Raw genomic sequence first — 21990 nt, 5'->3', positions numbered from 1 at the left:
GTACACACTCTCCACCGGATTCTCACATTCCTAGTAACTGACTATTCTAGCTCGACGTCTCTGGATACCCCGATCTGCTAAACTAGAACGGATGGTGATGGGCCAAAGACGGCGAAGGAACTGACGAAACGAACGGATAGTTCCTCAGCAACGGTGTATCGACGAATCAACAACCTCCTCGAGAGCGAACTGCTGGCGGAGTGTGTTCGATTCGACGATGATGGGTCACATACGACGGCGTACGAAGCGACCGTCGAGACACTGCAGATTCAGATCGGTGCCGAGGGAATCGACGTCTCGGTATCGACGGCCGACGAGTGAGACGGACTGCTGGCGGCCCGTCCTGCTGAGTACCGACCCTGCTGTGAGGGATCGGCGAGAGATCGGGACCGCATCGTATCAGCGACGGACGTGGCCCAGGCTGGTTCGGTTACGGGTGTGATGCGGTGTGGACGTGGTGAATTTCAACACCGAGACGAGTAGCATTGTTGACGTGCCGAGCCTAGAGACGGTCGTGGGAACGATCAGTTTAGTTCCTGGAACATATTTTGAAAGGAGATCTAACGCTGCTGTATGGTACGGATAACAAATATCTACTCACTGGAATGGTCACTGTGATTGAGAAATGCACGATCTGACCGGCTTCCAACGCGACCTCCTGTACGTGATCGCAGGGGCAGATCAACCGTCAGGACAGACCGTCAAAGACGAGGTCGAAAAGTACTACAGTTCGGAGATCAACCACGGTCGGCTCTATCCGAATCTCGATACACTCGTCAATAAGGAACTGGTCGAGAAGGGACAGCTCGATAGACGGACGAACTACTATGCGATTACGGATGCCGGTCGGGAGCGGATCGACGAACGTCGCGAGTGGGAAGAACAGTACGTCGATTTCTAGGCGCGAGCTGATCCGATCGGGACGAGAACGAGGAGTATCGGTAGCCGCGGCACTGTAGAATACCTGATACGTACTTACAGTGTCAGATACGTGTATCAGCATCTGGGATTTCGGCTCGAAATTGCAGTAATACGGGCATAACAAAGCAATAGAGAGTGCATTGAGCTAATGATTCGATAATGACATTCGTGTCGCTATTAGTCAGACTGACGACTGACCAGCAACGTCTGGTGTCCAATCGATGAGTCACGGAACGAGTACCTTGACACGGTTTGGGGCGGTCCGGGAGTATCCGGTCGACCTCGCAGTCGTGTCGATCGGTGCGATCCTCGCCTACGTGATCGTCACGTCGTTTCAGGCTGGGAGCACTCTCCGCCTGCTGGCCACCTTCCCACTCGCGCTCTTTTTGCCCGGGTACGCACTGATTTCCGTGCTGTTCCCGGCGACTGATCGAACGGCGCGGCAAGCGACCTCGAGGGCGATCGAAACACGACCTCGAGGGATCGACCTTGTCGAGCGACTCGGATTGTCGTTTGCACTCTCGCTGACAATTATTCCGATCGTCGCTATCGTGTTGCCGTTTACGCAGTGGGGATTCACTACTGCTTCCACGGCTGCGACACTCGCCCTGCTCACTGTCGTGCTGGCCCAAACCGGCGTCGTTCGCCGTCTCAGAACACCGACAGAGGATCGGTTTATCGTCTCTCCAATCGCGTCGCTCGCGCGGCTTCGTGGTGATGAAAACGCTGCGATTACCGCGTCGTCGGTCGTCCTCGTGCTCGCGATCGGGCTGGCTGCAGGGGCGCTCATCATCGGCTTTCTCGTCCCGATGTCGACGGGCGGGTTCACCGAACTGGCGCTGTATGGCGAATCCGACGACGGTGAACTGGTCGCCGGCGGGATCGAGTCGGAAATCGAACCGGGCGACGCAGTCCCGATGACCGTTTCAGTCGATAATCAAGAAGGCGAGGAAACCACGTACACACTCGTCGTGCAGGAGCAACGCCTTGAGGACGGGACCGTCGTCGAACGGACCCAACTGGACGTATTCGAGACAACGCTCGCCGACAACACGACCGAAACCAGTGAGCTGAGCGTCACGCCGACGGCAGCTGACGGCGAGGACGTCCGTATCAGTGTGTTGTTGTTCCACGGTGAACCACCGGCAGAGCCGACAAACGAAAACGCCGCAGAAGACACGTACACCTGGGTGACAGCCGAAGAATCGGACGACGAGTAAGTCCCGTCCGAGTTGAGTACAGTCGCCGAGAAACCTCTGTTTTCGAGAGCGCACAACGAGCCGAGCACAGTCTTTGCAGGCACTGGAACAGACATCACCGCCGGCGACGAGCCGTCCAACGCGATCAAGCGCTGGTGAATTGGTATCAGAACAGCAGACTGTTACTGAACGGCGAGCCACGCCGATAGCGACCCCTCGAGCCGGACGCTATCGGCTCGCAAAGAACAGTGGGAGGTCGATTCGGGGTCGTCTCGAGACGTGCTGTGCGACCGCGACGGCTAACACGAGCAGGCACAGTGCCAGCGCGATCGTCGGTGCGGCGGTCGCCGTCAGGGGACCGACCGAGAGCCACGACAACGTGAGCGCGACGACGCCGAGTGACGTGACCGACATGTAGAGTCGGTGCCACGGGCGATCGTCCTCGAGTCGCTGGTCGAGGTACGGTTCGAAAACGTCGTCGCCCGGCAGCAGTTCGATGGCGTGGTCATCAGGGTCCCAGTCGACGATGCCGTGTTCCTCGAGCATCGGGAGATGGGTTTGATACAGCGAGATGTACACACGCCGGCGTTGTGTGCGTGTGACCTCGTCCGGACTGATCTCGTTCTCCCAGGCGGCGACCTGCTCCACGAGCGGGGCCAGATCACAGTCCCCGCCCTGTCGTTTGAGATACTGGACCGTCCGTCGTCTTCGAGCGTTGCTGAATACGTCGAACAGTTCGGCTTGTGTCAGTTCGTGTTCAGACATAAGCGTCCTCGCGTTCCCAAATCGGCTCCCGTTCCCGGCGTCCGGGTGTGTTCGGATACCTCACGACACCGAATGCCAGCCTGTGACACTTTACTATCACTCGGCTACCTAACCGAAATGGGATTGTACCAGTTAGCGTTCATGACTGACGCCTAAGCAACTATTTCTTCGTGAATAACTGCTTGGAGTGGCCGAACAGTGGATGAACCGTTGCTTCACGGCCGTTTCGGAGCAGTCGGCTCGAGGTCGGTGTAGTTTGTGACTACAGAGTCATCAGGTGAGGGATAACAAAGCCGCGTTACCAGTTGTGTCTGGATGATTGCCCACACGGGTATCGCGCACCAATGATGTATCAACGACACATACGATTTCGACTCTCTGACACGGACGTAACGAGCCCCGATAGAGGTGGCTGCCGATGACTCAGTTCGTCCACGGCGACGGCTGTCTCATCGATGAGGAGGCCACAGTCGGATACGGCGAGTTCGACGAACCGACACGAATCGGGGACAACGCAACGATCAGGGCGGGTTCGATCGTCTATGGCGACGTGACGATCGGCGATGCGTTCACGACGGGCCACGATATCCTGATTCGAGAGGGAACGACGATCGGTGACGATGTTCTCGTCGGGACGAAGACGGTTATTGACGGCCAAACGACGGTCGGCGACAACGTCAGTCTGCAGACGAACGTGTACGTCCCGACTGAAACGACGATCGGGAGCAACGTTTTCGTCGGGCCCGGGGCAGTCATGACGAACGATGAGTATCCGGTCAGGACGGACAACGGTCTCGAGGGGCCGACGATCGAGGACGGTGCTTCGATCGGTGCGAACGCGACGTTGCTGCCCGGCGTGACGATCGGTGAAAACGCGTTCGTCGCCGCTGGCTCGGTCGTCACCGAGGACGTTCCGCCCGATACGCTCGCCGTCGGTACGCCAGCGACGGTTCAGACACTGCCAAAACCACTCGAGGGTGCGAACCAGATCGCATGACTGAACACGACACCGATGCCGAACTCGGCACTGACGGTGGCACGGAGACCAGTACCGATGGTGGTGCAGGGACCGAACCCGAACGCGAGACGACGGAGCTGGACGAGCCGTCGACTGACGAGCCGATCTCGATCGCAGCGCCGGACATCGGCGCGGAGGCGAAACAGCGAGTCCAGTCCGTCCTTGAGAGTGGGATGCTCGCCGATGGGCCGGAAGTGAGGGCCTTCGAATCGTCGTTCGCTGCCTACTGCGGCGCCGAGCGCGGTGTGGCGACATCGAACGGGACGACCGCGTTACACGCTGCACTCGAGGCCGTCGGCCTCGAGGACGGCGATGCGGTCATTACGTCGCCGTTTTCGTTCGTCGCGAGCGCGAACGCGATCAGACTCGCCGGTGGGACGCCGGTCTTTGCGGATATCGATCCAGAGACGTACACGATCGATCGAGCCGCCGTCGAACGGATTCTCGCCGACCGTGACGACATCGCCGGGCTGGTTCCAGTCCATCTCTACGGGCTGGCAGCCGACATGGATGCGCTCCGGTCGATCGCTGACGATCACGACCTGTTCATCGTTGAAGATGCGTGTCAGGCCCACGGGGCTGCGATCGATGGCGACCGTGTTGGCTCGCTCGGTGATGCCGCGTGCTTCTCGTTTTACCCGACGAAGAACATGACCACCGGCGAAGGCGGGATCATCACCACCGACCGCGACGACGTCGCTGACCGTGCCGCGAGTTTCGTCAACCACGGCCGGGACGTCGGCGACGGCGGCAGCTACGACCACGTCGACCTCGGTCACAACTACCGGTTGACGAGTCTCGCGGCCGCAATCGGCCGCGCCCAACTCGAGCGCCTCCCGGAGTTCAACCGGGCACGCCGGGCGAACGCGATGTACTACAACGAGGAGCTGGAGTCGCTCCCGCTCGAGACGCCGACGGAACCGGACGGCTACCGACACGTGTATCACCAGTACACCGTCCGAACCGACGACCGAGACGCGCTCGCGGCGACGCTCGAGGACCACGGCGTCGATACCGGCGTCTACTACGGGACGCCGATCCACCAGCAGCCGGCGTATGAAACCGTCAGTACGGCAGCGGCAACGCTCCCGAACGCAGAACGGGCCAGCGAGACCGTCCTTTCCCTGCCGGTCCATCCGGACCTCTCGGAACGCGACCGGCGAATCGTCGTCGAAGCAGTGCGAGACCACTTTCATTCCCAATGAGCCGAACACCCTCCTCACGCCCGATTCGGGCCGGCGTCATCGGCGTCGGATCGATGGGCGCGAATCACGCGCGCGTGTACAGTGAGTTACCAGCTGTCGAACTCTCGTGTGTCACCGATCACGACGACGCCGTCGCACACCGGATCGCGGATGAGTACGATACTGAGGCCGTCCCGTTCGACACCGTGCTCGAACGCTGTGACGTCGTCACCGTCGCTGTGCCGACACGGGCACACTACGATGTCGTCTCGACCTGTCTCGAGGCCGACGTCCACGTCCTCGTCGAGAAGCCGATCGCCGAAACGGTCGAGCAGGGTCGCAAACTGGCTGCGCTGGCTCGAGACCGCGGCTGTCTCTTGCAGGTCGGTCATATCGAGCGATTCAATCCGGCTGTGCAGACGGTTGCAGACCTGATCGACGACCTCGAGGTCATCAGTCTCGAGGCCGAACGGCTCGGGCCGCCGATCGATCGGACGGCACCGGGCAACGTCATCTTCGATCTGATGGTCCACGATGTCGACATCGTCGACTCACTGCTCGACGATCGACCGAACTCGGTGAGTGCGATGGGAACCGACGGCGGCCAGTACGCCACGGCGACGATGGAGTACGGCGACGTCGTCGCCTCGCTGACCGCGAGTCGCGTCACCCAAAAGAAAGTCCGGACGCTCACCGTCACTGCTCGAGACTGTCTCGTCGAGGTCGACTACCTCCAACAGTCGGTCCTGATCCATCGGGACTCGTATCCGGAGTATCTCATCGACGACGGCACGCGTCGTTACCGCCACGAGAGCGTCGTCGAACGACCACGGGTCGACAACGGCGAACCGCTGCGCCACGAACTCGAGTCGTTCGTCGAGGCCGTCCGGACCGGCTCGGAGCCGGTCGTGACCGCCGAAGACGGCATCGAAGCCCTCGAAACGGTCCAGTTGATCGATTCGCTCATCGGCGAGGAGACGCGAACGCCCGAGGTGAGAGCGCGATGAGCCTCGATCCGTCCGAAGACGAGGCAGTGCCGGCTCTCTACGGGTCGACGGTGTCGTCGGATCGCCAGCGCGAACTGCTCACCACGGGGGCGATTCCGGTCGCCGTCTACGGGCTCGGGAAGATGGGCCTCCCCCTTGCAGGCGTCTACGCCGAAACGACGGGAACCGTCACCGGCGTCGACATCGATCCCGCCGTCGTCGAGAGCATAAACGGCGGGACGAGCCACGTCGTCGGCGAGCCGGGACTCGAGGACCTCATCGCTGAGCAGGTCGAACGCGGGCGACTCGAGGCCACGACGGACGGTCCCGCTGCAGCGGCCGACGCACGCGTGCACGTGATCATCGTGCCGACGCTGCTCGACGACGATGACACCCCCAATCTCACGACGGTCGAGTCGGTGATCGACGATATCGCGGCCGGACTCTCGCCTGGTGATCTGGTTATTGCCGAGTCGACGCTGCCGCCGGGAACCTGTCGTGACGTTCTCGAGCCGCATCTGGTCGACGAAAGCGGGCTCGCCGCCGACGAGTTCGGCATCGCGTTCTGTCCGGAACGGACGTCCTCGGGAACGGCGCTACGGGATATCCGTGGCCAGTATCCGAAAGTCGTCGGCGGCGTCGATGCCGAGAGCACACGGGCCGCGGCGGTGGTCTACGACGAACTCTCGGACAACGAGGTGCATCCGGTTTCGGATGCGACGACGGCGGAGGCCGTCAAAGTGTTCGAAGGCGTCTACCGTGACGTCAACATCGCGCTGGCGAACGAACTCGGCCGGCTCGCCGACGAACTCGAGATTTCGGTCCGCGAAGCGATCGCAACGGCGAACGATCTGCCGATGTGCCAGCTTCACGACCCCGGACCGGGCGTTGGCGGCCACTGCATCCCCTACTACCCGCACTTCCTGCTCTCCCGAATGGACGAGCCGATGGAACTGACACGGACCGCTCGACAGGTCAACGACGAGATGCCGACGGTCGTCGTCGACCGCCTCGAGCAGGAACTCGCGGCGACTGGCATCGACCTCGCCGACGCGTCGGTCGTCGTCCTCGGCGTGACCTACCGACCGGGTGTCGAGGAGACGCGAGCCTCGCCAGCACTCGGCGTGATCGACGAACTGACTGCCCGTGACGCGGCGGTTGCCGGCGTCGATCCGCTCGTCGATCCAGCCGAATACGGGGCTCGAGCCGTCGAGATCGACGACCTCGCAGCCGAGTCGTTCGATGCGGCCGTGATCGTCACGCCACACCAGGCGTTCGATCGAATCCCGTGGGCTGACCTCGAGCCGATGGTCGTCGTCGACGGGCGGGATGCAGTTGATCTCTCGGAGACGCCACACCGGGTGTATACGCTCGGTGGCACGGCACGCGGTCGAGCACCGACGGATAACGGCAGTGACGGGCCCGTGCCGGCAGATGATCGGTCGGTGTCTGCTGACGGAGGCAACCATGTATAACGGCAACCGAATCGGCGTCGTCGTGACCGCCTACAACGAGGAGGCGTTTATCGGGGGCGTTATCGAGACCGTTCCGGACTTCGTCGACCGAATCTATGCGGTCGACGACGCCTCACCCGACAACAGCTGGGACGTGATTCAACGGGTTGCCGCCCGGATGAACGACAGCGCCGAGTCTGCGCCGGAACTCACGGTTACCGACGGCGGTGAGGGACGACGCGTGGTCCCGATTCGCCACGAGGAAAACCGCGGCTACGGCGCTGCTGTCAAGACGGGATACAAACACGCTGCTGCAGACGAGATGGATGTCGTCGCCGTGTTGAACGGCGATGGTCAGATGGACCCCGACATTCTGGACCGAATCATCGACCCGGTCGTCGAAGGGGAAGCCGACTACGCCAAAGGCAATCGACTGCTCAACCCCGAGGACCGTGGCGGGATGTCGGCGTTTCGGTTTTTCGGCAACGCGATGCTCACCGGCCTCTCGAAGTTCGCGTCGGGGTACTGGACGATCGGCGACCCACAGAACGGATACACCGCCATCTCACGTGAGGCGATCGAGGAACTCGACCTCGAGGCGATCACCGACCGGTACGGTTTTCTCAACCATCTCCTCACACATCTCAACGTTCGCGAGCGCCGTGTCGCGGACGTACCGATGACGGCCATCTACGGCGACGAAGAGAGCAGCATCCGCTACGTCCCGTTCATCCAGTTCGTGTCGCTGTTGTTACTCCGGAGTTTCGTCTGGCGACTGAAGACCAGATACGTCGTTCGGGAGTTTCATCCGACTGTCGTCTTCTACGGCACCGGTGTCGCAGGTCTCGTGGGTGGCAGCGCTGGACTCGGCGGCTCGCTCGTCCGACTCCTCCGTGGCAAGGACGGAGCTGTCGGCGTAATCGGGTCGTTCGTCGCGACGCTGCTCGGTCTGCTCGCGCTTGGACTTGGCATCTGGCTCGATGCGGAGGAAAACGCCGCACTCGAAATAACCTGCGACCAAGACACCCATGCGGAGGCCGACACCGAACGTCCGCCAACTCAGTCGATCGAATAGCGGACGATGTCGTCTCCGTTACACGCCGGACAGCGGACCGTGTCGGCCGACACGTTGGTCCCACAGTCTCGACACTCGAAGAGAACCGTCGATTCCGGCGTCTCTGACCGACCGTCTGGTGTCGACGGTGATTCAGTGTCGGATTCTGACCCGTCGAGAAGACTAGAAAGTAATCGAGAGAGGCTCATAAGCTCGTTAGTTTCCGTACCTTCAACTGAACCATAAGTATTTCGTAAGCGACCATTCTGTGTTACTGAGACCTGTTTCCAGCCAGTTGACGTTTGCGGCCGTCACACCGTCCCAGTTCGGTGCGTCGATTACCAGCCCACGAGAACCGACCGGAGACGACGCGGTCCACTACGGACTCGAGACACTCGGCCTCTCGACTGTTCCCGGCTGTTGAACGTCAGTGCTCGCAGGATCGCCCCCGTTGTGCGAGCGCGGAGTGCCCGTTCCAACCGGCACTGAACCGTCACGACCAACAGTCTCATGTACTGTGCCGCCTTTCAACCGCACGAATCTACCGCTTTCACGAGGATGACTGCTATGGACGACACGAAACCAGACGCTGACGATCGCGACGAACTGGATCTCGATGCCGAATGGATGGCTCCTGTCGACGGCGACATTCTCGAGTTGATGCGGTCGGACGACGTTTTCACGCCCGATCATATCAGCGATGAAGACATCTGTCGCGCCCCTGATGCGGCCTATCGCTGTCGAGAACTCGCCAAGTACGGACTGTTGAACAAACTCGCCGTGGGCATGTACGACATTTCCGACCTCGGCGAGCAGTATCTCGCGGGCGATGTCGATCCACGCGAACTCGAGGCCGACGAATTGTAACAACTGAACGTCAGTGTCAGGTCTATTTTCGAGTCCGACGAGCGCACCGTCTCGATCGTCGACGAACGTCGAGTATGGCACCGTCCGCGAGATAAGCCGGTCTCGATGTCTCCATCCGACCCGCTTTTGACCGCCGTCGAAACCGATATGGTGTGGATTTTCTGATAGTAATCAGTCGCAATGAACGGACTGGGTTCCGATTTACTCGCGTGAACTCACTCGAACCGTGTCGACGAGATCGCTGGATCGACAACCGGTGTACGTCCGTGCTACATCGCTGGAGCGGACAGCGCTCGTCGGTGACGGCTGTTGTTCGAGCCGGAAGACGGCGCATATTCGGATTGAGAGACCACAAGGATAGACAGTGGTTTTAGGGGCTATCCCTTGAGCGCTGGCAATGACTCACCACGCTGTCGCCGACGACGGGCACACGCCAGTCCCCCAAAAATCGACGCTATTCTGCTGGGGCTGTGACCACCAGAGTCCTCTCGACGGTGACTGGGACCGTCGGACGGTCGACCGACACGTCGAGTACGTCTGTCCCGTCTGTGCGACGACGATCTCGAAACGGCCGTTGCCGGCCCCTGCTTCCAAACCGATGGGATCGACACCGCTGATGACGTGGCAACGAACGGTTCGGACAACGATGGACATCTGGCGTGCAAGCATCGATATCGGACTGTCGACGGTTTCGATGACGACTCATAGGAAGTAGCGTCCGACTACAGAGTTTGTGCCGGGCGAAACCGACAGCGACGATTGCATGGCGGGGCAGATACACGCTGAGTGGCGACACTAATCCCTATCAGAGGACTCCCGTCGTTGCTGACCGCCGTGCACCGCCCGTGATCCGTGCCGGTTCGATGAACTGCCGTTTTCGAGCGCACTACCGAGGCTTTTCTTACCGAACTCGAGCTATTATCGTCATCATTGAACTGATCGACACACGTCGCAGAGTTGTCGTGTGATGCGGTGTGTAGTAACGTTCGGTGGCTGCTATCGGTTCACAATCATCCACTTTGGCACGTCATTTTGTCGCTATTCTCATCCGAACTACTACACAGATCCTTTATTAAACTACGAACGTCCAGATTCTGTTCTATTTGAGTATATTCGCCCACAACAGTAGAGCTTTAATAGTAGAAACCAATGGACTATTCGAGTAAAAGATGACAAGCGGAAACCTGACCTCCGCGGAAGAAACGGTACTGGACGAAATCGAGGACAAAGACATTGACTTCCTCCGACTGCAGTTTACGGACATTCTGGGAACTGTCAAGAACGTCTCTGTGCCGGCTCGACAGGCTGAAAAGGCGTTTGCCGACGGTATTTACTTCGACGGCTCGTCGATCGAGGGCTTCGTGCGCATTCAGGAGTCTGATATGCGACTCGTCCCCGATCCGAATACGTTCGCTGTACTCCCGTGGAGACAAAGCGAGGAGGGTGCCTCGGCCCGGATGATCTGTGACGTCTACAACACCTCCACCGGCGAGCCGTTCGAGGGCGACCCACGCTACATCCTCAAGCAGGCACTCGAGCGCGCCGACGAGATGGGCTACGACGTGAACTTCGCCCCCGAGCCGGAGTTCTTCATGTTCGAGGAGGACGAGGATGGTCGCGCAACGACCGAAACGGCCGACTACGGCGGCTACTTCGATCTCGCACCCAAAGACCTCGCCTCTGACGTCCGCCGGGACATCATCTACGGGCTCGAGGACATGGGCTTCGAGATCGAAGCCAGCCACCACGAGGTCGCTCGCGGCCAGTACGAGATCAACTTCGAGTACGATGACGCACTGACGACGGCTGACAACGTCGGGACCTTCCGAACCGTCGTTCGCGCCATTGCGGCCCAGCACGGCTACCACGCGACGTTCATGCCCAAGCCGATTCCGAAAATCAACGGTTCGGGGATGCACACCCACATGTCGCTGATGGACGAAAGCGGCGAGAACGCCTTCCACGATGAGGACGACGAGTTCGACCTCTCCGAGACGGCCCACTCGTTCCTCGCCGGTGTGTTAGAACACGCCCCAGCGATCACGGCCGTCGCGAACCCGACAGTCAACAGCTACAAGCGTCTCGTGCCGGGCTACGAAGCACCCGTCTACGTGGCCTGGTCCGACCGCAACCGCTCGGCGCTGATCCGCAAACCGGCTGCTCGCGTCCCTGCGGCCTCGCGTATCGAACTGCGCTCGCCCGACCCCTCGTGTAACCCCTACCTCGCCTTCGCCGTCATGATCCACGCTGGACTCGACGGCATCGAACAGGGCCTCGAGGCTCCCGACCCAGTCCGGGACAACATCTACGAGTTCGACGAAGCCAAACGCGAGGAGTACGGGATCGAGACGCTGCCATCGAACCTCGGCGAAGCCGTCGACGCCCTCGAGGCAGACGAGGCGGTCTACAGCGCACTCGGCGACCACATCGCACCGAAGTTCGTCGAGGCCAAACGTCAGGAGTTCGAGGAGTACCTCATCGACGTCTCCGAGTGGGAACTCGACCGCTACCTCGAGACGTTCTAAGGCCCGTAGCGACCGCCACAGCACTGTCCCACCCCCTTTTCGCGCTGTGTGAGCTTGGATCGAACTACTGTCGAAAGCGATGCAAAGCCGTGCCCCGAACTCAATCCAGTCTCTCACGACTGGCAAGTAGTGTCACTGATCCACACGTGGAGACATCTCTCCGGTGTGTTGGTACGCCACCACCCAACGGTATCCGATCAGTTCGAAACGACGTACTCGTCGCCGTCCTGTTCGACGATCCCGGCACTCGAGAGCGTGTTCAGGACGCTCAGAATCGAGAGTTTCTGCATGGTCAGCGTTGCCCCTAACTCTTCGACCGTCGCGCCATCGGTCGCCTCGAGATAGATGTACACGAGTTTCGCGTGGGCTGAGTCGAGGGTGTCTGGAACGGGGTCGAGCTGTGACGCGGGTCGCTGTTTCTGTGTTTTCAGTGTCATCATCAGCATGGACCTCGTTCCTATATATAAACGCACACGTACATTGTGTATATATCTCATGGCGGGATCTAGAACGAGTTCTGTTATCGTCACACATGGATGACGGCGCTGTTTCGTCACCCGTCTCGACGACGGCGATCCAGACCGCCGAGTGTTTGAGGCTTCCCACACGAACGTCGAGTACGAGCGATGACTAGTCAGGATCGACCCACTCCTCCGTCGGCACTCAACCGCGATATCACCGACTCGCTGTCGGCACTCGAGGACAGCGACGCCGAACAGCTTCGAGCTGCGGCCAGTTATCTCGAGACGCTCGCGGCGTGGGCGGAGTCGACACGCGACGACGAGCAGGGTTCGGACGCAACCGCAGACGCCAGTGTGGACGAAGCGGACGACGCCGATGGCGACGTCGAGTATCCGGCGGATGTCCCGGAGCGAGCGAGCGTCACGGTCAAGGAAATCGCCGGGACGACCTATCACTACTACCAGTGGCGCGACGGCGACCGAATCGAATCGAAAACGGTGCAACGATAGCGCTGAGCGCGACTGACTGCACCCGTTCAGATGTGTTGTGTTAGCAACACTTACCTTGGTGTCGGAAAAATGCTCGCGTATGCTCACCGTCATGTACGGGCTCTTGTCGCTCGTGCTCGTCCTCGGTGGTGGCATCGTCGTCTACGATGCCCGATCGTACACCGAGGCCCAACGCGCTCGAGCGCCGCGGCTCTCGCGGGCGTATCTCGGCTCCGGCGTCCTGCTGGTCCTCGTCGGCGTGACCGGACTCCTGTGGATCGCAAGCGGTCGTTCGGTCTGGACACTGAGCGCTGTCTTGGTCGTGGCCGCTGCGCTCCCATCGCTGGTCCAACACCTGCTCCACCGTCGACTGGGTCTCGACCGGAGCCCACTGGAAAACCGGATCAGAAGTACCAGTGGACGGACCTCATCGGATTCTGAATAGTCGCGTTCGGTTCATCTCGCCGCGATTCCAACCCACCGACTCACACCGACTCGTAGGGACCGAGTCGCGTCCCGTCTAACAGGTAGGCCTCGGCGGATGCGAATCCGGCCGGCAGAAACGGTGCGAGAAACGATTGTCCCGAGCGATTCACCCACGTCCCGCCAGCGAGGTCGTTGAACGCCGGCATGACGACGACCTGCGGTGGCGAGTCGTCTCCTCGCTCGAGCCACGACACGCCGTCGTACTCGGGCCGGTCGCGAAACGGTGTCGGATCGAGGCGACCGCGAAGCCACGCCCGCTCGACGCGACGGCCGCCGAGTTCGTCCACGAGCCGAACACAGGGATGTTCGTGGCCGAGACAGACGACCGCACACTCGAGGACGTCCGGCGCGGGCCACGTATGGCCGTGACAGACGCCGATGTCGTTCGCTCCGAGTGCGATGCCGTCGCCGGAGACGACTGTCACCGAGCCGGGGTGTTCGCTCATGGGTGCCTGTCCTGCAGTGAGCCATGTCTCGATCCGTCCGTCGTGATTTCCCTTGACGACCGTTACGTCCAGCGCCGACGGGAACGATTCGAACAGGACCTCGAGTTCGCCACGTTCGGCCCCGCCCGGTTCGCCGATCGAGTGCATGAGATCACCGAGCACGACGAGTCGGTCGGGATCGGTTCGCTCGAGTAGCGAGCACAGTCGCTCCCGGCGTTCGGAGGCGTGACTGGGGACATCGACGCCGTGTTCGTATCGCAGGCCGGCTTCGTAGCCGGCGTGGTAGTCCGCGATGAGCAACGCGCGTTCGGTCCCGGCGACCGCGATTGCGGCTGGCTCGTTGGGAATCGGCTCGACGCGTGTGACACTGGGACGGGACCGGTCAACCATCGAGCAACGTTAGATTGCTTTCAGTCGGTCGTCGTCCGGTTCGTAACACTCACCGCCCATCAGTGCGTCCTGAATGGCGTCTTCGATGTCGGCTTCGGCAACACCGGTGTCGTCGGCAACCGTCTCGACGAGCGTCGTCCGATCAGCACCGTCGCCGTCGTCGAGTTCCGCCATGGTTTCGATGACGTACGACTGTACGTCGATGTCGTCTGCGGGTTCGTCGGCCGACGCGGTGTCAGCATCGTCAGCCGCCTCGGCTTCATCGGCCGTCTCGAGTGGTTCCGATTCGTCCTCGAGTCCTGACTCCGGTGGGGCACCAACCTCGTCGTCACTCGCGGTGTCCTCGTCCGACTCTATCGGCTCGGAACCCGTGCTCGCGTCGTGTTCGTGGCTGGACTCGTCGGCCGCCGATTCGTCGTCGGGCTCTTGCACGTCGATATCGGCCTCGCCGGGTTCGTCGACTTCGGTCCCGGTCGTAAACTCCGCGCCGAACTCGGCCTCGAGTTCTTGTCGCTCTTCGTCGTCCATCTCGTACATCCCCCCATCGCCGGCATCGAAGTCACCGAGTTCGCCGTCATCGGGCGTGCTGGTGTCGACGTCAGCAGTTTCGAGGGCGTCATCGGTCGACTCGTCGAGCGCCGTCGACGTATCGGCCGTCTCGTCAGCAGCCTCGGGCTCGGAGTCGATGCTGTCCGATTCGATACCTCGTTCGTTTGTCGACGCCGTTTTCGCTTCTTCACTCGAGCCGACGTCGTGAGCTGCATCGGGTGTGGCCTCAACTGTCTCGTCAGTCGTGTCTTCGCGCTCCATACTCGTTGCCGTTCCAGCGACGGCGGCAGTGCCGACTGACTCGCTTTCGTCGTTACCCGCCGTATCGGACGATTCGGCGGCCCCACCGGCTTCTGTGGGCTGTGTGTCGGCCTCGTCGCCGGTTGCGAACGCCTCGATTTCGCTCTCTGTAACCGTTGTGAGTGAGTCGAACGTCACGGACTCGGATGCTGGACTCGAGGTATCGGGTGTCAGCGAGAGTCCGCTGACCTGCTCGCGGTCGCCAGCGACGACTTCGACTGCCTCAACGGCACAGTCGCGGAGGGCGTCGAGGTACGATGCTGTCGTTCCGTAGTGTCCCTGTGCCAGCGGGATGCCAGCAGCGAGCCCGGCTTCGACGCCAGCCTCACGGAGTGTGTCCGTCAGTTCGTCGCGACCGCCCTCGAGGGCGGCAGCGCCGGCATAGGTACCGATTCGCTCGAGAGTCTGCTCGGCAGCGCTGACGACCCAGCGGTCGCGGGTGTCGGCGTCGACCGTCGCGATGCTCTCGGGACGGATCGAGGTGTACACCTGATCCGAGTCGTCGGGCTGGAAGGTTCGTGCCTTGCCCGTTACCGCGACGAACGCAGGGGGCTCGAGCTGTTCTAAGGCCGCCAGTTCGTCGGGCTGGTACTGGCCGGCGTAGACGACGAACGCGCCAGTCGGGTCGACGACGCGGGCACGGACCATTTCGTCGTTGACCGCGGTGACTTCGGTGAGCGTGCCGACGACGAACAGTCGGTTGAGTCGTGCTCCGGTCGGTGAGATGACGTAGTTCGGCGCGCGTTCCTCGTCGCTTTCGGCGTACGACAGCGATGCGTCGTCGTACTCGGCGGCGAAAAGCCGGTAGGCGATTTCGCGCCCGGGGATCTCCTCCTCGCCGGTGTCGGATGCGCTCATGAGTGCACCTCCTCGAGGAAGGCACTCGCACGGACGGTCGGCTCATCCTCACTCTCCTCGAAGGACTCGGCGTCGAGGTTGGCTCCGTACTCGTCGACCGAGAGGTGTCCACGCACGCGGTACTCGAGGCCGACGATGTGCTCACGGATCGTATCCGCGACGACCTCCTGATCCATGGCCTCGCGGGCCTGCTCGAGGGCATCCTCGAGCGTGCCGCCGTAGACCTGTTCCGTGAGTTCGTCGTCGAGAACGACGGTGACGGCTCCTGTGCCGTCGTCGAGGATCGCTTTCACACGCAGGTCGTCGATCCCATCGACGTCGCCGTGGGTTCGACACTGGCCTTTCTGGATGACACGATAACACTCCGGACAGCGCTGGATCAGCCCGGACCCTTCCCGGACGGCGAGTACGTTGCCAACGACTTCGACGTCATAGATGCCGCCAGTGGCGACGGCCGCGCCGACATCCATCGTCGTCGTCTCGACGCCGACGTCGACCGCACGCTCGAGGGTGGTAACGGTCGAAAACTCCGAGACGTTGACTTCGGGAACGCCACGGAACTCCTGGACGTAGGCGTTCTCGATGCGAACCGTACTGCCCTCCTCGATCTCGGGCGCTGGGTCCCAGTTCGTAAAGGGAAGACGTCCACTTTCGTCGCCGAAGACGCCACTCAAAATCTCGGTTTCACCGTCTCGGCCGTCGATCGTTCGCCGTTCACAGTCGACGACCGCGACTTCGACGTTCACTGCACGATCGCCCGTCTGGAGATCGGCGAGTTGGGCGTCGCCACCGGTCTCGTAGGGTACCGTAAGCGAGTCCGTGTCGAACGACAGCGAGGTGCTTTCACCGAGATTGAGTTCGGGTTCGCCATCCCACTCGCGGACGCTTGCGTTGCCCGCGGTGATCGTATCGCCTGCCGAGAGGCCGAAGTCCTCCCACGCGGTGTAGTCGATCGTGCCGGTCTCGTCGGCGAGTCGTCCCTCAACGATGACGTGGTCGTCGCCTTGATATCGGATCGATCGCTTCCCCGTCGTCAGCACGACGCCCGTCACGGTGACGTTGCTGTCGTCAGTCGTGATCTCAGCGATCTCCTTGCTCGAGGGCGTGTTGCTCCCGCCGCTGCTTCCATCGCCGTACTTCCGGCGCAGGCTCTGTTTGGCTTCGTCGATCGGGACGCTGTACTCCACCAGATTCTGCAAGTCGGCTTTGACCTCCTCTTTGTCAATACCGAGGTCGGAGGCGAGATCCTCAGCATGGTTATCGAGTTCCATCACTCGGTTTTTCGTTCGGGGGCTTAAAAAGCGTTCCCGCAGCGGAGTGAAAGTGAACTGATCTGTGTAGCCGTACTGGGCAGCCGGCAGTAGGTTCATTTCCTTGCCAACGAAAGTGAGTGTATGGAACGTGTCGGCGCAGCACTCGGCGGACTTGCGTTTGTCGCTGCGATTTTCGGTGGCATCGTGTTCATCAGAATCCTCACGCGAGCCCTGTATGCCGCGATCTGGTTCGCCGAAACCGTCGCAACGTTCGCGTTCGCGTTGCTCGTCGGCTATCTCGTCTATCGGATTTTGCTCGGCTCGAGCGACGATCCTCGTCGGATTGGGTGAGAAAATGGCCATTAGACTGATCTGTTCTGCCATGCAACGAACACTGAGTATCTGTGACCGCTCTCGTTGACGTCGTCTGGATCGCATTTCTTGCGGGTGCAGCGACCGGGCTCGGTGCGCTGCCAGTGTTCGTGACGGATCGCATCAGCCATCGGTTCTATGACGCTGCAGTGGGTCTCGCTGCTGGCATCATGTTCGGCGCGGCCGTCTTTGCGCTCGTGGTCCCGGGGCTCGAACTCGGCTCGTTGTGGGAGGTCGTCGGTGGCTTGCTCCTCGGTGCTGTCTTCTTGCTCATTGGCAACTGGGCGATTCCACACGTCCATCTCGTCGTCGCTGGCGAAGGAGAGGAGACGTATCCGCCAACGGCCCGATCCGAAGGCGTTGTCGAAACCCGCCCGGAATCCGACACCGAACCAACGACTGCCGATCTCGAGGAAGACGGTCGGCGGGCACTACTTGTCGGCAGCGCGGTCACCATCCACAACGTCCCGGAAGGGTTGGCGATCGGTATCGCGTTCGCGGGTGGGTTCGAGGGTGTCGGTACCGCACTCGCGATCGCCATTGCGATTCAGAACGTCCCCGATGGGTTCGCGATGGCAATTCCAGCAAGCCGAACGGGGTTGTCGAAGGCGAAAACCGTCCTCTACACGACGCTTTCCGGGGCGGTCCCTGAGCCGATTGCAGCCGCGTTCGGCTTCACTCTCGTTGCCGTCGTTACCGGCCTCTTTCCCCTCGCTGCCGGGTTCGCCGCCGGGACGATGATCGCCGTCGTCTTCCGTGAGATGATTCCTGCCAGCCACGGCCACGGCTACGCCGATATCGCGACGCTGACGTTCGTCGCCGGGTTCGTCGTGATGGTGATCGTCGACGTCGGACTGGCCGTCTGAACCGGACTGTGAACGTGTTCGTACCGGATAGGCCAGCCGTGATCGCCGAATATACAGCTATTTCACGCTGTTGTCCTAACCGTACACATGGGATTTCACACGTTCCCGATCGACCGGGCCGACGCCCTCGAGGACCCGTCTCGTTACCGCTTCTGTTCCCGAGAAGAGTTGCTCGAGATGCTCGACCTCGACGACGACGCCGTCGTCGCCGATCTGGGCTCCGGGACTGGCTTTTATACGTCTGATGTTGCGCCGTTCGCTGGGACAGTACACGCCGTCGATGTTCAGTCGGAGATGCACGACATCCATCGAGAGAACGGCATGGAACCGAACGTCGAACCCGTGACGGCCAACGTCTCGTCGCTGCCCTTTGATGATGGCCAACTCGACGCCGCGTTCTCGGTCATGACCCACCACGAGTACGCGACCGAGGAGACGATGGCGGAACTCGCCCGTGTTATTCGCTCGGGTGGGCGACTGGTGACGGTTGACTGGTCGGCCGACGGCACCGGCGAGGACGGCCCGTCGATGGACGAACGCTTCGGCTGTGAGGACGTGACGAGCCACCTCGAGGACGCTGGATTTACCGTCGAATCCGTTCGAGATCGCCCCGAGACGCTTGCGATCGTCGCGCGTCGGTAACAACGCTACTGGTCGCATCGGCAACAGCGCCGCTGGTCAGCGGCCGGCCCAAACGACACGGATCCCTTCGCGAGGAGCGGGTCGACCAGTACGCGGTGTCTTCTTTAGGGTCCACCACGCAGCCACGTGTATGCACGTCGTCGTTAACGCCGCCATGAGTGCGGACGGCAAACTCTCCTCGCGCCAGCGCGATCAGATCGCAATCAGTGGCGAGGCGGATTTCGCTCGCGTCGATCGACTCCGCGCCGACAGCGACGCCGTCGTCGTCGGCGTCGGCACCGTTCTCGCGGACGATCCACACCTCACCGTCAAAGACGAGCAGTTGTGTCACCAACGACTCGAGCGCGGCGAGCCTGAACAGCCGGCTCGAGTCGTCATCGACTCGAAGGGGCGGACACCGGACGATGCTGCGATCCTCGACGACGCGGCGACGACGTACGTCTGTCTCAGTGAGACGGCACCGATCGACCGACGCATGGAGCTCGCCAATCGCGCGGAACTCGTGACTGCCGGCGACGATCGGGTTGCTCTCCTGCGGGCGTTCGCGGCGCTTCAGGAACAGGGCCTCGAGCAGCTCATGGTCGAAGGCGGCGGCGAACTCATCTTCTCGCTGTTCGAGGTCGGTCTGGTCGACGAACTCCGTGTCTTCGTCGGGCCGAAACTGATCGGCGGCCGTGATGCGCCCACGCTGGCCGACGGCGGCGGGTTCATCGACGAGTTTCCGCTGTTGGGCCTCGAGCGGGTCGAACGACTCGACGACGGCGTGTTGTTGTGCTGGACGGTCGATAGCTATAGTAGCCACTGAAAGTCAATGCACACCTGATCGCACGACGGCTGTGCGATCAGTGTGTAAATCGTTTCAGTTGTTACTATGAATTTCTGGACAGCAGAGGTCAACTGGATATAACTGTTTCATCAGGTCGGATTTCGACCACCTGTTCAAGTGATTCAACTGTAGCCACTCTTTTATATACGTCCCCCATGGTTTGTGCCCCCGTCCTTCGAGTGAATTCGTCTATGTGATAGGCGTGCAGTAACGTCAGCGACTTGTTGTCGTTACTCGAACTCCGGATCTCGGTTCTCGACGAACGCCGTCATCCCTTCGCGCTGGTCCGGCGTGCCGAACAGACTGGCAAAGGCGCGCTGTTCGTACGTGAGTCCCGCCGCCTGTGGGCCCTCGTGGCGCTGGTTGATCGCCTGCTTGGCCGCGCGCATCGCGACGGCTGGCTTCGCGGCGAGCTGTTCGGCGAGGTCGGTGACGGTGTCCTCGAGGTCTTCATCAGCGACGACCTCACCGAACAAGCCGGCTTCGGCGGCCGATTCGGCGTCGAGTCGCTCGCCGAGGAAGATCATCCGCCGTGCGGTCTCGTCGCCGACGAGTTCCGGCAGGCGCTGGGTGCCGCCCCAGCCGGGAATGATGCCGAGGTCGATCTCCGTGTTGCCGATCAGCGCTGACTCACTCGCCACGCGCAGGTCACAGGCCATCGCCATCTCACAGCCGCCACCGAAGGCGTAGCCGTTGACGGCCGCGATCGTCGGCGCGGGGAACGCCTCGAGGGCGTCCGCAACGTCGTGACCGAGTTCGCCCCACTCCTGTGCTTTCGGTGTCTCGAGGTCCTGCATATACGCGATGTCCGCCCCGGCGATGAACGCGTCGTCGCCAGCTCCGGTCAACACGAGCGCGCGAGCGCCGTCGTCGGCGGCCTCGGTGAGCGCTTCGCCCATCGCTTCGAGCGTCGGGACGTTCAACGCGTTAAGCGCGTCCGGTCGGTCGACGGTCAGCGTTGCAACGGCTCCATCCCAGTCGAGTTGTACGGTTTCCCATGACATACGTCCGGGTTTCTCGGCCACCGTGAAATTCCTTGCCACCGAGGCAGAACCGGCAGTTGGGTAGCCGTCACATCTTTCCTCGAGCGCCCCTGAAAGCGGATATGGAACGTGTGACGTTCGGCGGCGGCTGTTTCTGGTGTGTCGAAGCGGCGTTCGAAGAACTCGACGGCGTCCAATCCGTCACCTCCGGCTACGCGGGTGGCCATACCGACGATCCAAGCTACAAGGCGGTCTGTTCGGGTCGGACTGGCCACGCAGAGGTCGTCCAACTCGAGTACGATCCCGAGACGATCGCGTACGAGGATCTCCTCGAGGTCTTCTTTACGATCCACGATCCGACCACGAAAGACCGTGAGGGCCCCGATATCGGCTCCCAGTACCGGTCGGTGATCTACGCCCACAGCGACAACCAACTCGAGATTGCTGAGGCGTTTGTCGAGCAACTCGAGGCAGACGGGCTGTACGAAGGGATCGTCACCGAAATCGAGCCACTCGAGACGTTCTACGAGGCGGAGGAGTATCACCAGAACTACTTCGAAAAGAACCCGAACGACGCCTACTGTTCGATGCACGCAGCGCCGAAAGTCGAGAAAGTTCGCGAGAAGTTCGTGGAGACATCCGTATCTCGCGATAGTAACAACTGATACTGTCGGACAGCACGATTCGAAGATCGGCCACACTACTGCGGCCGTCTCCGAAGGTGCGGCCGCGACGTCGGATGAACAGTGCCGAGACGACGACAGGGCGGTCAATCAAACGAGCGAGTGGAAAATAGCCATTGGTTGTGAAATAATACTCCATCTCGCAATTTATGTGGCTATTTTTTGAAATTGTGGGGTACTACTCTCTCAATTGGTGGATACTACCTAATCAAAAAGCTTTATTGATGGTCGTATGGTAACTACTATCGAGGTGGTGAAAATACACAGGATACAGACACCGACCACACTTAGACGGTAACCATTCCAACCTGTGAGACTGTCCCGTATGTGGGTCCCTCAACCGGGAACACGACGGGCATGCCAACCCAGATCATCATGCGATCCTCAGCTTTTGTATCGCGACTCGTTTCTTG

At 61.2% G+C, this 21990-nt stretch carries 24 protein-coding genes and 1 pseudogene; 18 read left to right on the top strand and 7 right to left on the bottom strand.

Annotated features, from left to right (window positions below):
* Positions 1 to 96 precede the first annotated feature (96 nt).
* The 3 genes and pseudogenes from C495_RS00970 to C495_RS00960 form a co-directional block, all read left to right on the top strand.
* Positions 97 to 321: pseudogene (locus C495_RS00970) on the top strand (DNA-binding protein); the annotation flags it as partial.
* A 304-nt stretch (positions 322 to 625) separates the two neighbouring features.
* A complete protein-coding gene (locus C495_RS00965) occupies positions 626 to 901 on the top strand; it encodes a PadR family transcriptional regulator (RefSeq protein ID WP_008159097.1) in 276 nt (91 codons plus the stop codon).
* 241 nt (positions 902 to 1142) lie between these two features.
* The gene (locus C495_RS00960) at positions 1143 to 2141 is read left to right on the top strand and encodes a DUF1616 domain-containing protein (RefSeq protein WP_049890064.1); all 999 of its coding nucleotides are present in this window, start codon (positions 1143 to 1145) and stop codon (positions 2139 to 2141) included.
* Positions 2142 to 2348: 207 nt separating this feature from the next.
* On the opposite strand, the gene C495_RS00955 is transcribed toward C495_RS00960, so the two are convergent.
* On the bottom strand, positions 2349 to 2885 hold the full coding sequence (locus tag C495_RS00955; protein WP_008159093.1) for a DUF7344 domain-containing protein: 537 nt from the start codon (positions 2883 to 2885) through the stop codon (positions 2349 to 2351).
* Positions 2886 to 3303: 418 nt separating this feature from the next.
* On the opposite strand from C495_RS00955, the gene C495_RS00950 reads away from it, so the two are divergent.
* Genes C495_RS00950 through C495_RS00930 form a run of 5 tightly spaced genes read left to right on the top strand, consistent with a single transcriptional unit; the run spans position 3304 to position 8602 of the window.
* Positions 3304 to 3882 (top strand): acyltransferase, encoded by a 579-nt coding sequence (locus tag C495_RS00950; protein WP_008159091.1) that lies wholly within the window; start codon positions 3304 to 3306, stop codon positions 3880 to 3882.
* Positions 3879 to 5108 (top strand): DegT/DnrJ/EryC1/StrS family aminotransferase, encoded by a 1230-nt coding sequence (locus C495_RS00945; RefSeq protein WP_008159090.1) that lies wholly within the window; start codon positions 3879 to 3881, stop codon positions 5106 to 5108. Before C495_RS00950 ends, C495_RS00945 begins: the two co-directional genes overlap by 4 nt.
* Entirely contained in the window at positions 5105 to 6094 is a 990-nt protein-coding gene (locus C495_RS00940) for a Gfo/Idh/MocA family protein (protein ID WP_008159088.1), read from the top strand. Before C495_RS00945 ends, C495_RS00940 begins: the two co-directional genes overlap by 4 nt.
* Complete coding sequence (locus C495_RS00935) at positions 6091 to 7548, top strand: nucleotide sugar dehydrogenase (RefSeq protein ID WP_008159086.1); 1458 nt, start codon at positions 6091 to 6093, stop codon at positions 7546 to 7548. The genes C495_RS00940 and C495_RS00935 overlap by 4 nt, the downstream gene beginning before the upstream one ends.
* Positions 7541 to 8602 (top strand): glycosyltransferase family 2 protein, encoded by a 1062-nt coding sequence (locus C495_RS00930; RefSeq protein WP_049890077.1) that lies wholly within the window; start codon positions 7541 to 7543, stop codon positions 8600 to 8602. Before C495_RS00935 ends, C495_RS00930 begins: the two co-directional genes overlap by 8 nt.
* On the opposite strand, the gene C495_RS18290 is transcribed toward C495_RS00930, so the two are convergent.
* Complete coding sequence (locus tag C495_RS18290; protein ID WP_008159081.1) at positions 8587 to 8790, bottom strand: hypothetical protein; 204 nt, start codon at positions 8788 to 8790, stop codon at positions 8587 to 8589. The genes C495_RS00930 and C495_RS18290 overlap by 16 nt on opposite strands.
* A 358-nt stretch (positions 8791 to 9148) precedes the next feature.
* Between C495_RS18290 and C495_RS00920 the strand changes: the two genes are divergently transcribed.
* From C495_RS00920 to glnA, 3 genes are all read left to right on the top strand, one after another.
* Positions 9149 to 9448 carry a hypothetical protein gene (locus C495_RS00920; protein WP_008159080.1) on the top strand — a complete coding sequence of 100 codons (300 nt, stop codon included), beginning with the start codon at positions 9149 to 9151 and terminating at the stop codon, positions 9446 to 9448.
* 397 nt (positions 9449 to 9845) lie between these two features.
* Positions 9846 to 10163 carry a hypothetical protein gene (locus C495_RS00915; RefSeq protein WP_008159078.1) on the top strand — a complete coding sequence of 106 codons (318 nt, stop codon included), beginning with the start codon at positions 9846 to 9848 and terminating at the stop codon, positions 10161 to 10163.
* 454 nt (positions 10164 to 10617) lie between these two features.
* The gene (gene glnA, locus C495_RS00910) at positions 10618 to 11973 is read left to right on the top strand and encodes a type I glutamate--ammonia ligase (RefSeq protein ID WP_008159076.1); all 1356 of its coding nucleotides are present in this window, start codon (positions 10618 to 10620) and stop codon (positions 11971 to 11973) included.
* Positions 11974 to 12170: 197 nt separating this feature from the next.
* On the opposite strand, the gene C495_RS00905 is transcribed toward glnA, so the two are convergent.
* Entirely contained in the window at positions 12171 to 12410 is a 240-nt protein-coding gene (locus C495_RS00905) for a MarR family transcriptional regulator (protein WP_394295653.1), read from the bottom strand.
* Positions 12411 to 12599: 189 nt separating this feature from the next.
* On the opposite strand from C495_RS00905, the gene C495_RS00900 reads away from it, so the two are divergent.
* Complete coding sequence (locus C495_RS00900; protein ID WP_008159073.1) at positions 12600 to 12944, top strand: hypothetical protein; 345 nt, start codon at positions 12600 to 12602, stop codon at positions 12942 to 12944.
* A gap of 79 nt (positions 12945 to 13023) precedes the next feature.
* The gene (locus C495_RS00895; RefSeq protein WP_008159071.1) at positions 13024 to 13368 is read left to right on the top strand and encodes a hypothetical protein; all 345 of its coding nucleotides are present in this window, start codon (positions 13024 to 13026) and stop codon (positions 13366 to 13368) included.
* Between the two features lie 40 nt (positions 13369 to 13408).
* Here the strand turns inward: C495_RS00895 and C495_RS00890 are convergent, their stop codons facing one another.
* Genes C495_RS00890 through C495_RS00880 form a run of 3 tightly spaced genes read right to left on the bottom strand, consistent with a single transcriptional unit; the run spans position 13409 to position 17223 of the window.
* Entirely contained in the window at positions 13409 to 14245 is an 837-nt protein-coding gene (locus C495_RS00890) for a metallophosphoesterase (RefSeq protein ID WP_008159070.1), read from the bottom strand.
* Between the two features lie 9 nt (positions 14246 to 14254).
* Positions 14255 to 15952 (bottom strand): hypothetical protein, encoded by a 1698-nt coding sequence (locus C495_RS00885; protein ID WP_008159069.1) that lies wholly within the window; start codon positions 15950 to 15952, stop codon positions 14255 to 14257.
* Positions 15949 to 17223 (bottom strand): Single-stranded DNA binding protein, encoded by a 1275-nt coding sequence (locus C495_RS00880; protein WP_008159068.1) that lies wholly within the window; start codon positions 17221 to 17223, stop codon positions 15949 to 15951. Before C495_RS00880 ends, C495_RS00885 begins: the two co-directional genes overlap by 4 nt.
* 123 nt (positions 17224 to 17346) lie before the next feature.
* Between C495_RS00880 and C495_RS00875 the strand changes: the two genes are divergently transcribed.
* The 4 genes from C495_RS00875 (at position 17347) to C495_RS00860 (ending at position 19890) form a co-directional block, all read left to right on the top strand.
* The gene (locus tag C495_RS00875) at positions 17347 to 17556 is read left to right on the top strand and encodes a hypothetical protein (protein ID WP_008159067.1); all 210 of its coding nucleotides are present in this window, start codon (positions 17347 to 17349) and stop codon (positions 17554 to 17556) included.
* A 53-nt stretch (positions 17557 to 17609) separates the two neighbouring features.
* On the top strand, positions 17610 to 18443 hold the full coding sequence (locus tag C495_RS00870) for a ZIP family metal transporter (protein WP_008159066.1): 834 nt from the start codon (positions 17610 to 17612) through the stop codon (positions 18441 to 18443).
* A gap of 87 nt (positions 18444 to 18530) precedes the next feature.
* Positions 18531 to 19085 carry a class I SAM-dependent methyltransferase gene (locus C495_RS00865; RefSeq protein ID WP_008159065.1) on the top strand — a complete coding sequence of 185 codons (555 nt, stop codon included), beginning with the start codon at positions 18531 to 18533 and terminating at the stop codon, positions 19083 to 19085.
* 130 nt (positions 19086 to 19215) lie between these two features.
* A complete protein-coding gene (locus C495_RS00860; RefSeq protein ID WP_008159064.1) occupies positions 19216 to 19890 on the top strand; it encodes a 2,5-diamino-6-(ribosylamino)-4(3H)-pyrimidinone 5'-phosphate reductase in 675 nt (224 codons plus the stop codon).
* A gap of 251 nt (positions 19891 to 20141) precedes the next feature.
* Here C495_RS00860 and C495_RS00855 read toward each other — a convergent pair whose 3' ends face one another.
* Positions 20142 to 20915: an enoyl-CoA hydratase/isomerase family protein gene (locus C495_RS00855; RefSeq protein ID WP_008159063.1), complete on the bottom strand. Its 774-nt coding sequence runs from the start codon at positions 20913 to 20915 to the stop codon at positions 20142 to 20144.
* Positions 20916 to 21016: 101 nt separating this feature from the next.
* Here C495_RS00855 and msrA point away from each other — a divergent pair, with 101 nt between their 5' ends.
* Positions 21017 to 21559 (top strand): peptide-methionine (S)-S-oxide reductase MsrA, encoded by a 543-nt coding sequence (gene msrA / locus C495_RS00850; protein ID WP_008159062.1) that lies wholly within the window; start codon positions 21017 to 21019, stop codon positions 21557 to 21559.
* The last annotated feature ends 431 nt before the right edge of the window (positions 21560 to 21990 follow it).

This window comes from Natronorubrum sulfidifaciens JCM 14089 (genome assembly GCF_000337735.1).
GTDB classification, from domain to species: Archaea; Halobacteriota; Halobacteria; order Halobacteriales; family Natrialbaceae; genus Natronorubrum; species Natronorubrum sulfidifaciens.
The sequence above is the reverse complement of the archived record's forward strand: the minus strand, read 5'-3'. Positions and strand labels throughout refer to the sequence as shown.

Coding starts and splice junctions, on each gene's coding strand:
- C495_RS00875 (WP_008159067.1), top strand. CDS start 17,347: ATGGAACGTGTCGGCGCAGCACTCGGCGGACTTGCGTTTGTCGCTGCG.
- msrA (WP_008159062.1), top strand. CDS start 21,017: ATGGAACGTGTGACGTTCGGCGGCGGCTGTTTCTGGTGTGTCGAAGCG.
- C495_RS00895 (WP_008159071.1), top strand. CDS start 13,024: ATGCTCACCGTCATGTACGGGCTCTTGTCGCTCGTGCTCGTCCTCGGT.
- C495_RS00860 (WP_008159064.1), top strand. CDS start 19,216: ATGCACGTCGTCGTTAACGCCGCCATGAGTGCGGACGGCAAACTCTCC.
- C495_RS18290 (WP_008159081.1), bottom strand. CDS start 8,790: ATGAGCCTCTCTCGATTACTTTCTAGTCTTCTCGACGGGTCAGAATCC.
- C495_RS00965 (WP_008159097.1), top strand. CDS start 626: ATGCACGATCTGACCGGCTTCCAACGCGACCTCCTGTACGTGATCGCA.
- C495_RS00920 (WP_008159080.1), top strand. CDS start 9,149: ATGGACGACACGAAACCAGACGCTGACGATCGCGACGAACTGGATCTC.
- C495_RS00885 (WP_008159069.1), bottom strand. CDS start 15,952: ATGAGCGCATCCGACACCGGCGAGGAGGAGATCCCCGGGCGCGAAATC.
- C495_RS00955 (WP_008159093.1), bottom strand. CDS start 2,885: ATGTCTGAACACGAACTGACACAAGCCGAACTGTTCGACGTATTCAGC.
- C495_RS00905 (WP_394295653.1), bottom strand. CDS start 12,410: ATGACACTGAAAACACAGAAACAGCGACCCGCGTCACAGCTCGACCCC.
- C495_RS00950 (WP_008159091.1), top strand. CDS start 3,304: ATGACTCAGTTCGTCCACGGCGACGGCTGTCTCATCGATGAGGAGGCC.
- C495_RS00880 (WP_008159068.1), bottom strand. CDS start 17,223: ATGGAACTCGATAACCATGCTGAGGATCTCGCCTCCGACCTCGGTATT.
- C495_RS00945 (WP_008159090.1), top strand. CDS start 3,879: ATGACTGAACACGACACCGATGCCGAACTCGGCACTGACGGTGGCACG.
- C495_RS00915 (WP_008159078.1), top strand. CDS start 9,846: ATGACTCACCACGCTGTCGCCGACGACGGGCACACGCCAGTCCCCCAA.
- C495_RS00900 (WP_008159073.1), top strand. CDS start 12,600: ATGACTAGTCAGGATCGACCCACTCCTCCGTCGGCACTCAACCGCGAT.
- glnA (WP_008159076.1), top strand. CDS start 10,618: ATGACAAGCGGAAACCTGACCTCCGCGGAAGAAACGGTACTGGACGAA.
- C495_RS00940 (WP_008159088.1), top strand. CDS start 5,105: ATGAGCCGAACACCCTCCTCACGCCCGATTCGGGCCGGCGTCATCGGC.
- C495_RS00930 (WP_049890077.1), top strand. CDS start 7,541: ATGTATAACGGCAACCGAATCGGCGTCGTCGTGACCGCCTACAACGAG.
- C495_RS00960 (WP_049890064.1), top strand. CDS start 1,143: ATGAGTCACGGAACGAGTACCTTGACACGGTTTGGGGCGGTCCGGGAG.
- C495_RS00865 (WP_008159065.1), top strand. CDS start 18,531: ATGGGATTTCACACGTTCCCGATCGACCGGGCCGACGCCCTCGAGGAC.
- C495_RS00890 (WP_008159070.1), bottom strand. CDS start 14,245: ATGGTTGACCGGTCCCGTCCCAGTGTCACACGCGTCGAGCCGATTCCC.
- C495_RS00855 (WP_008159063.1), bottom strand. CDS start 20,915: ATGTCATGGGAAACCGTACAACTCGACTGGGATGGAGCCGTTGCAACG.
- C495_RS00935 (WP_008159086.1), top strand. CDS start 6,091: ATGAGCCTCGATCCGTCCGAAGACGAGGCAGTGCCGGCTCTCTACGGG.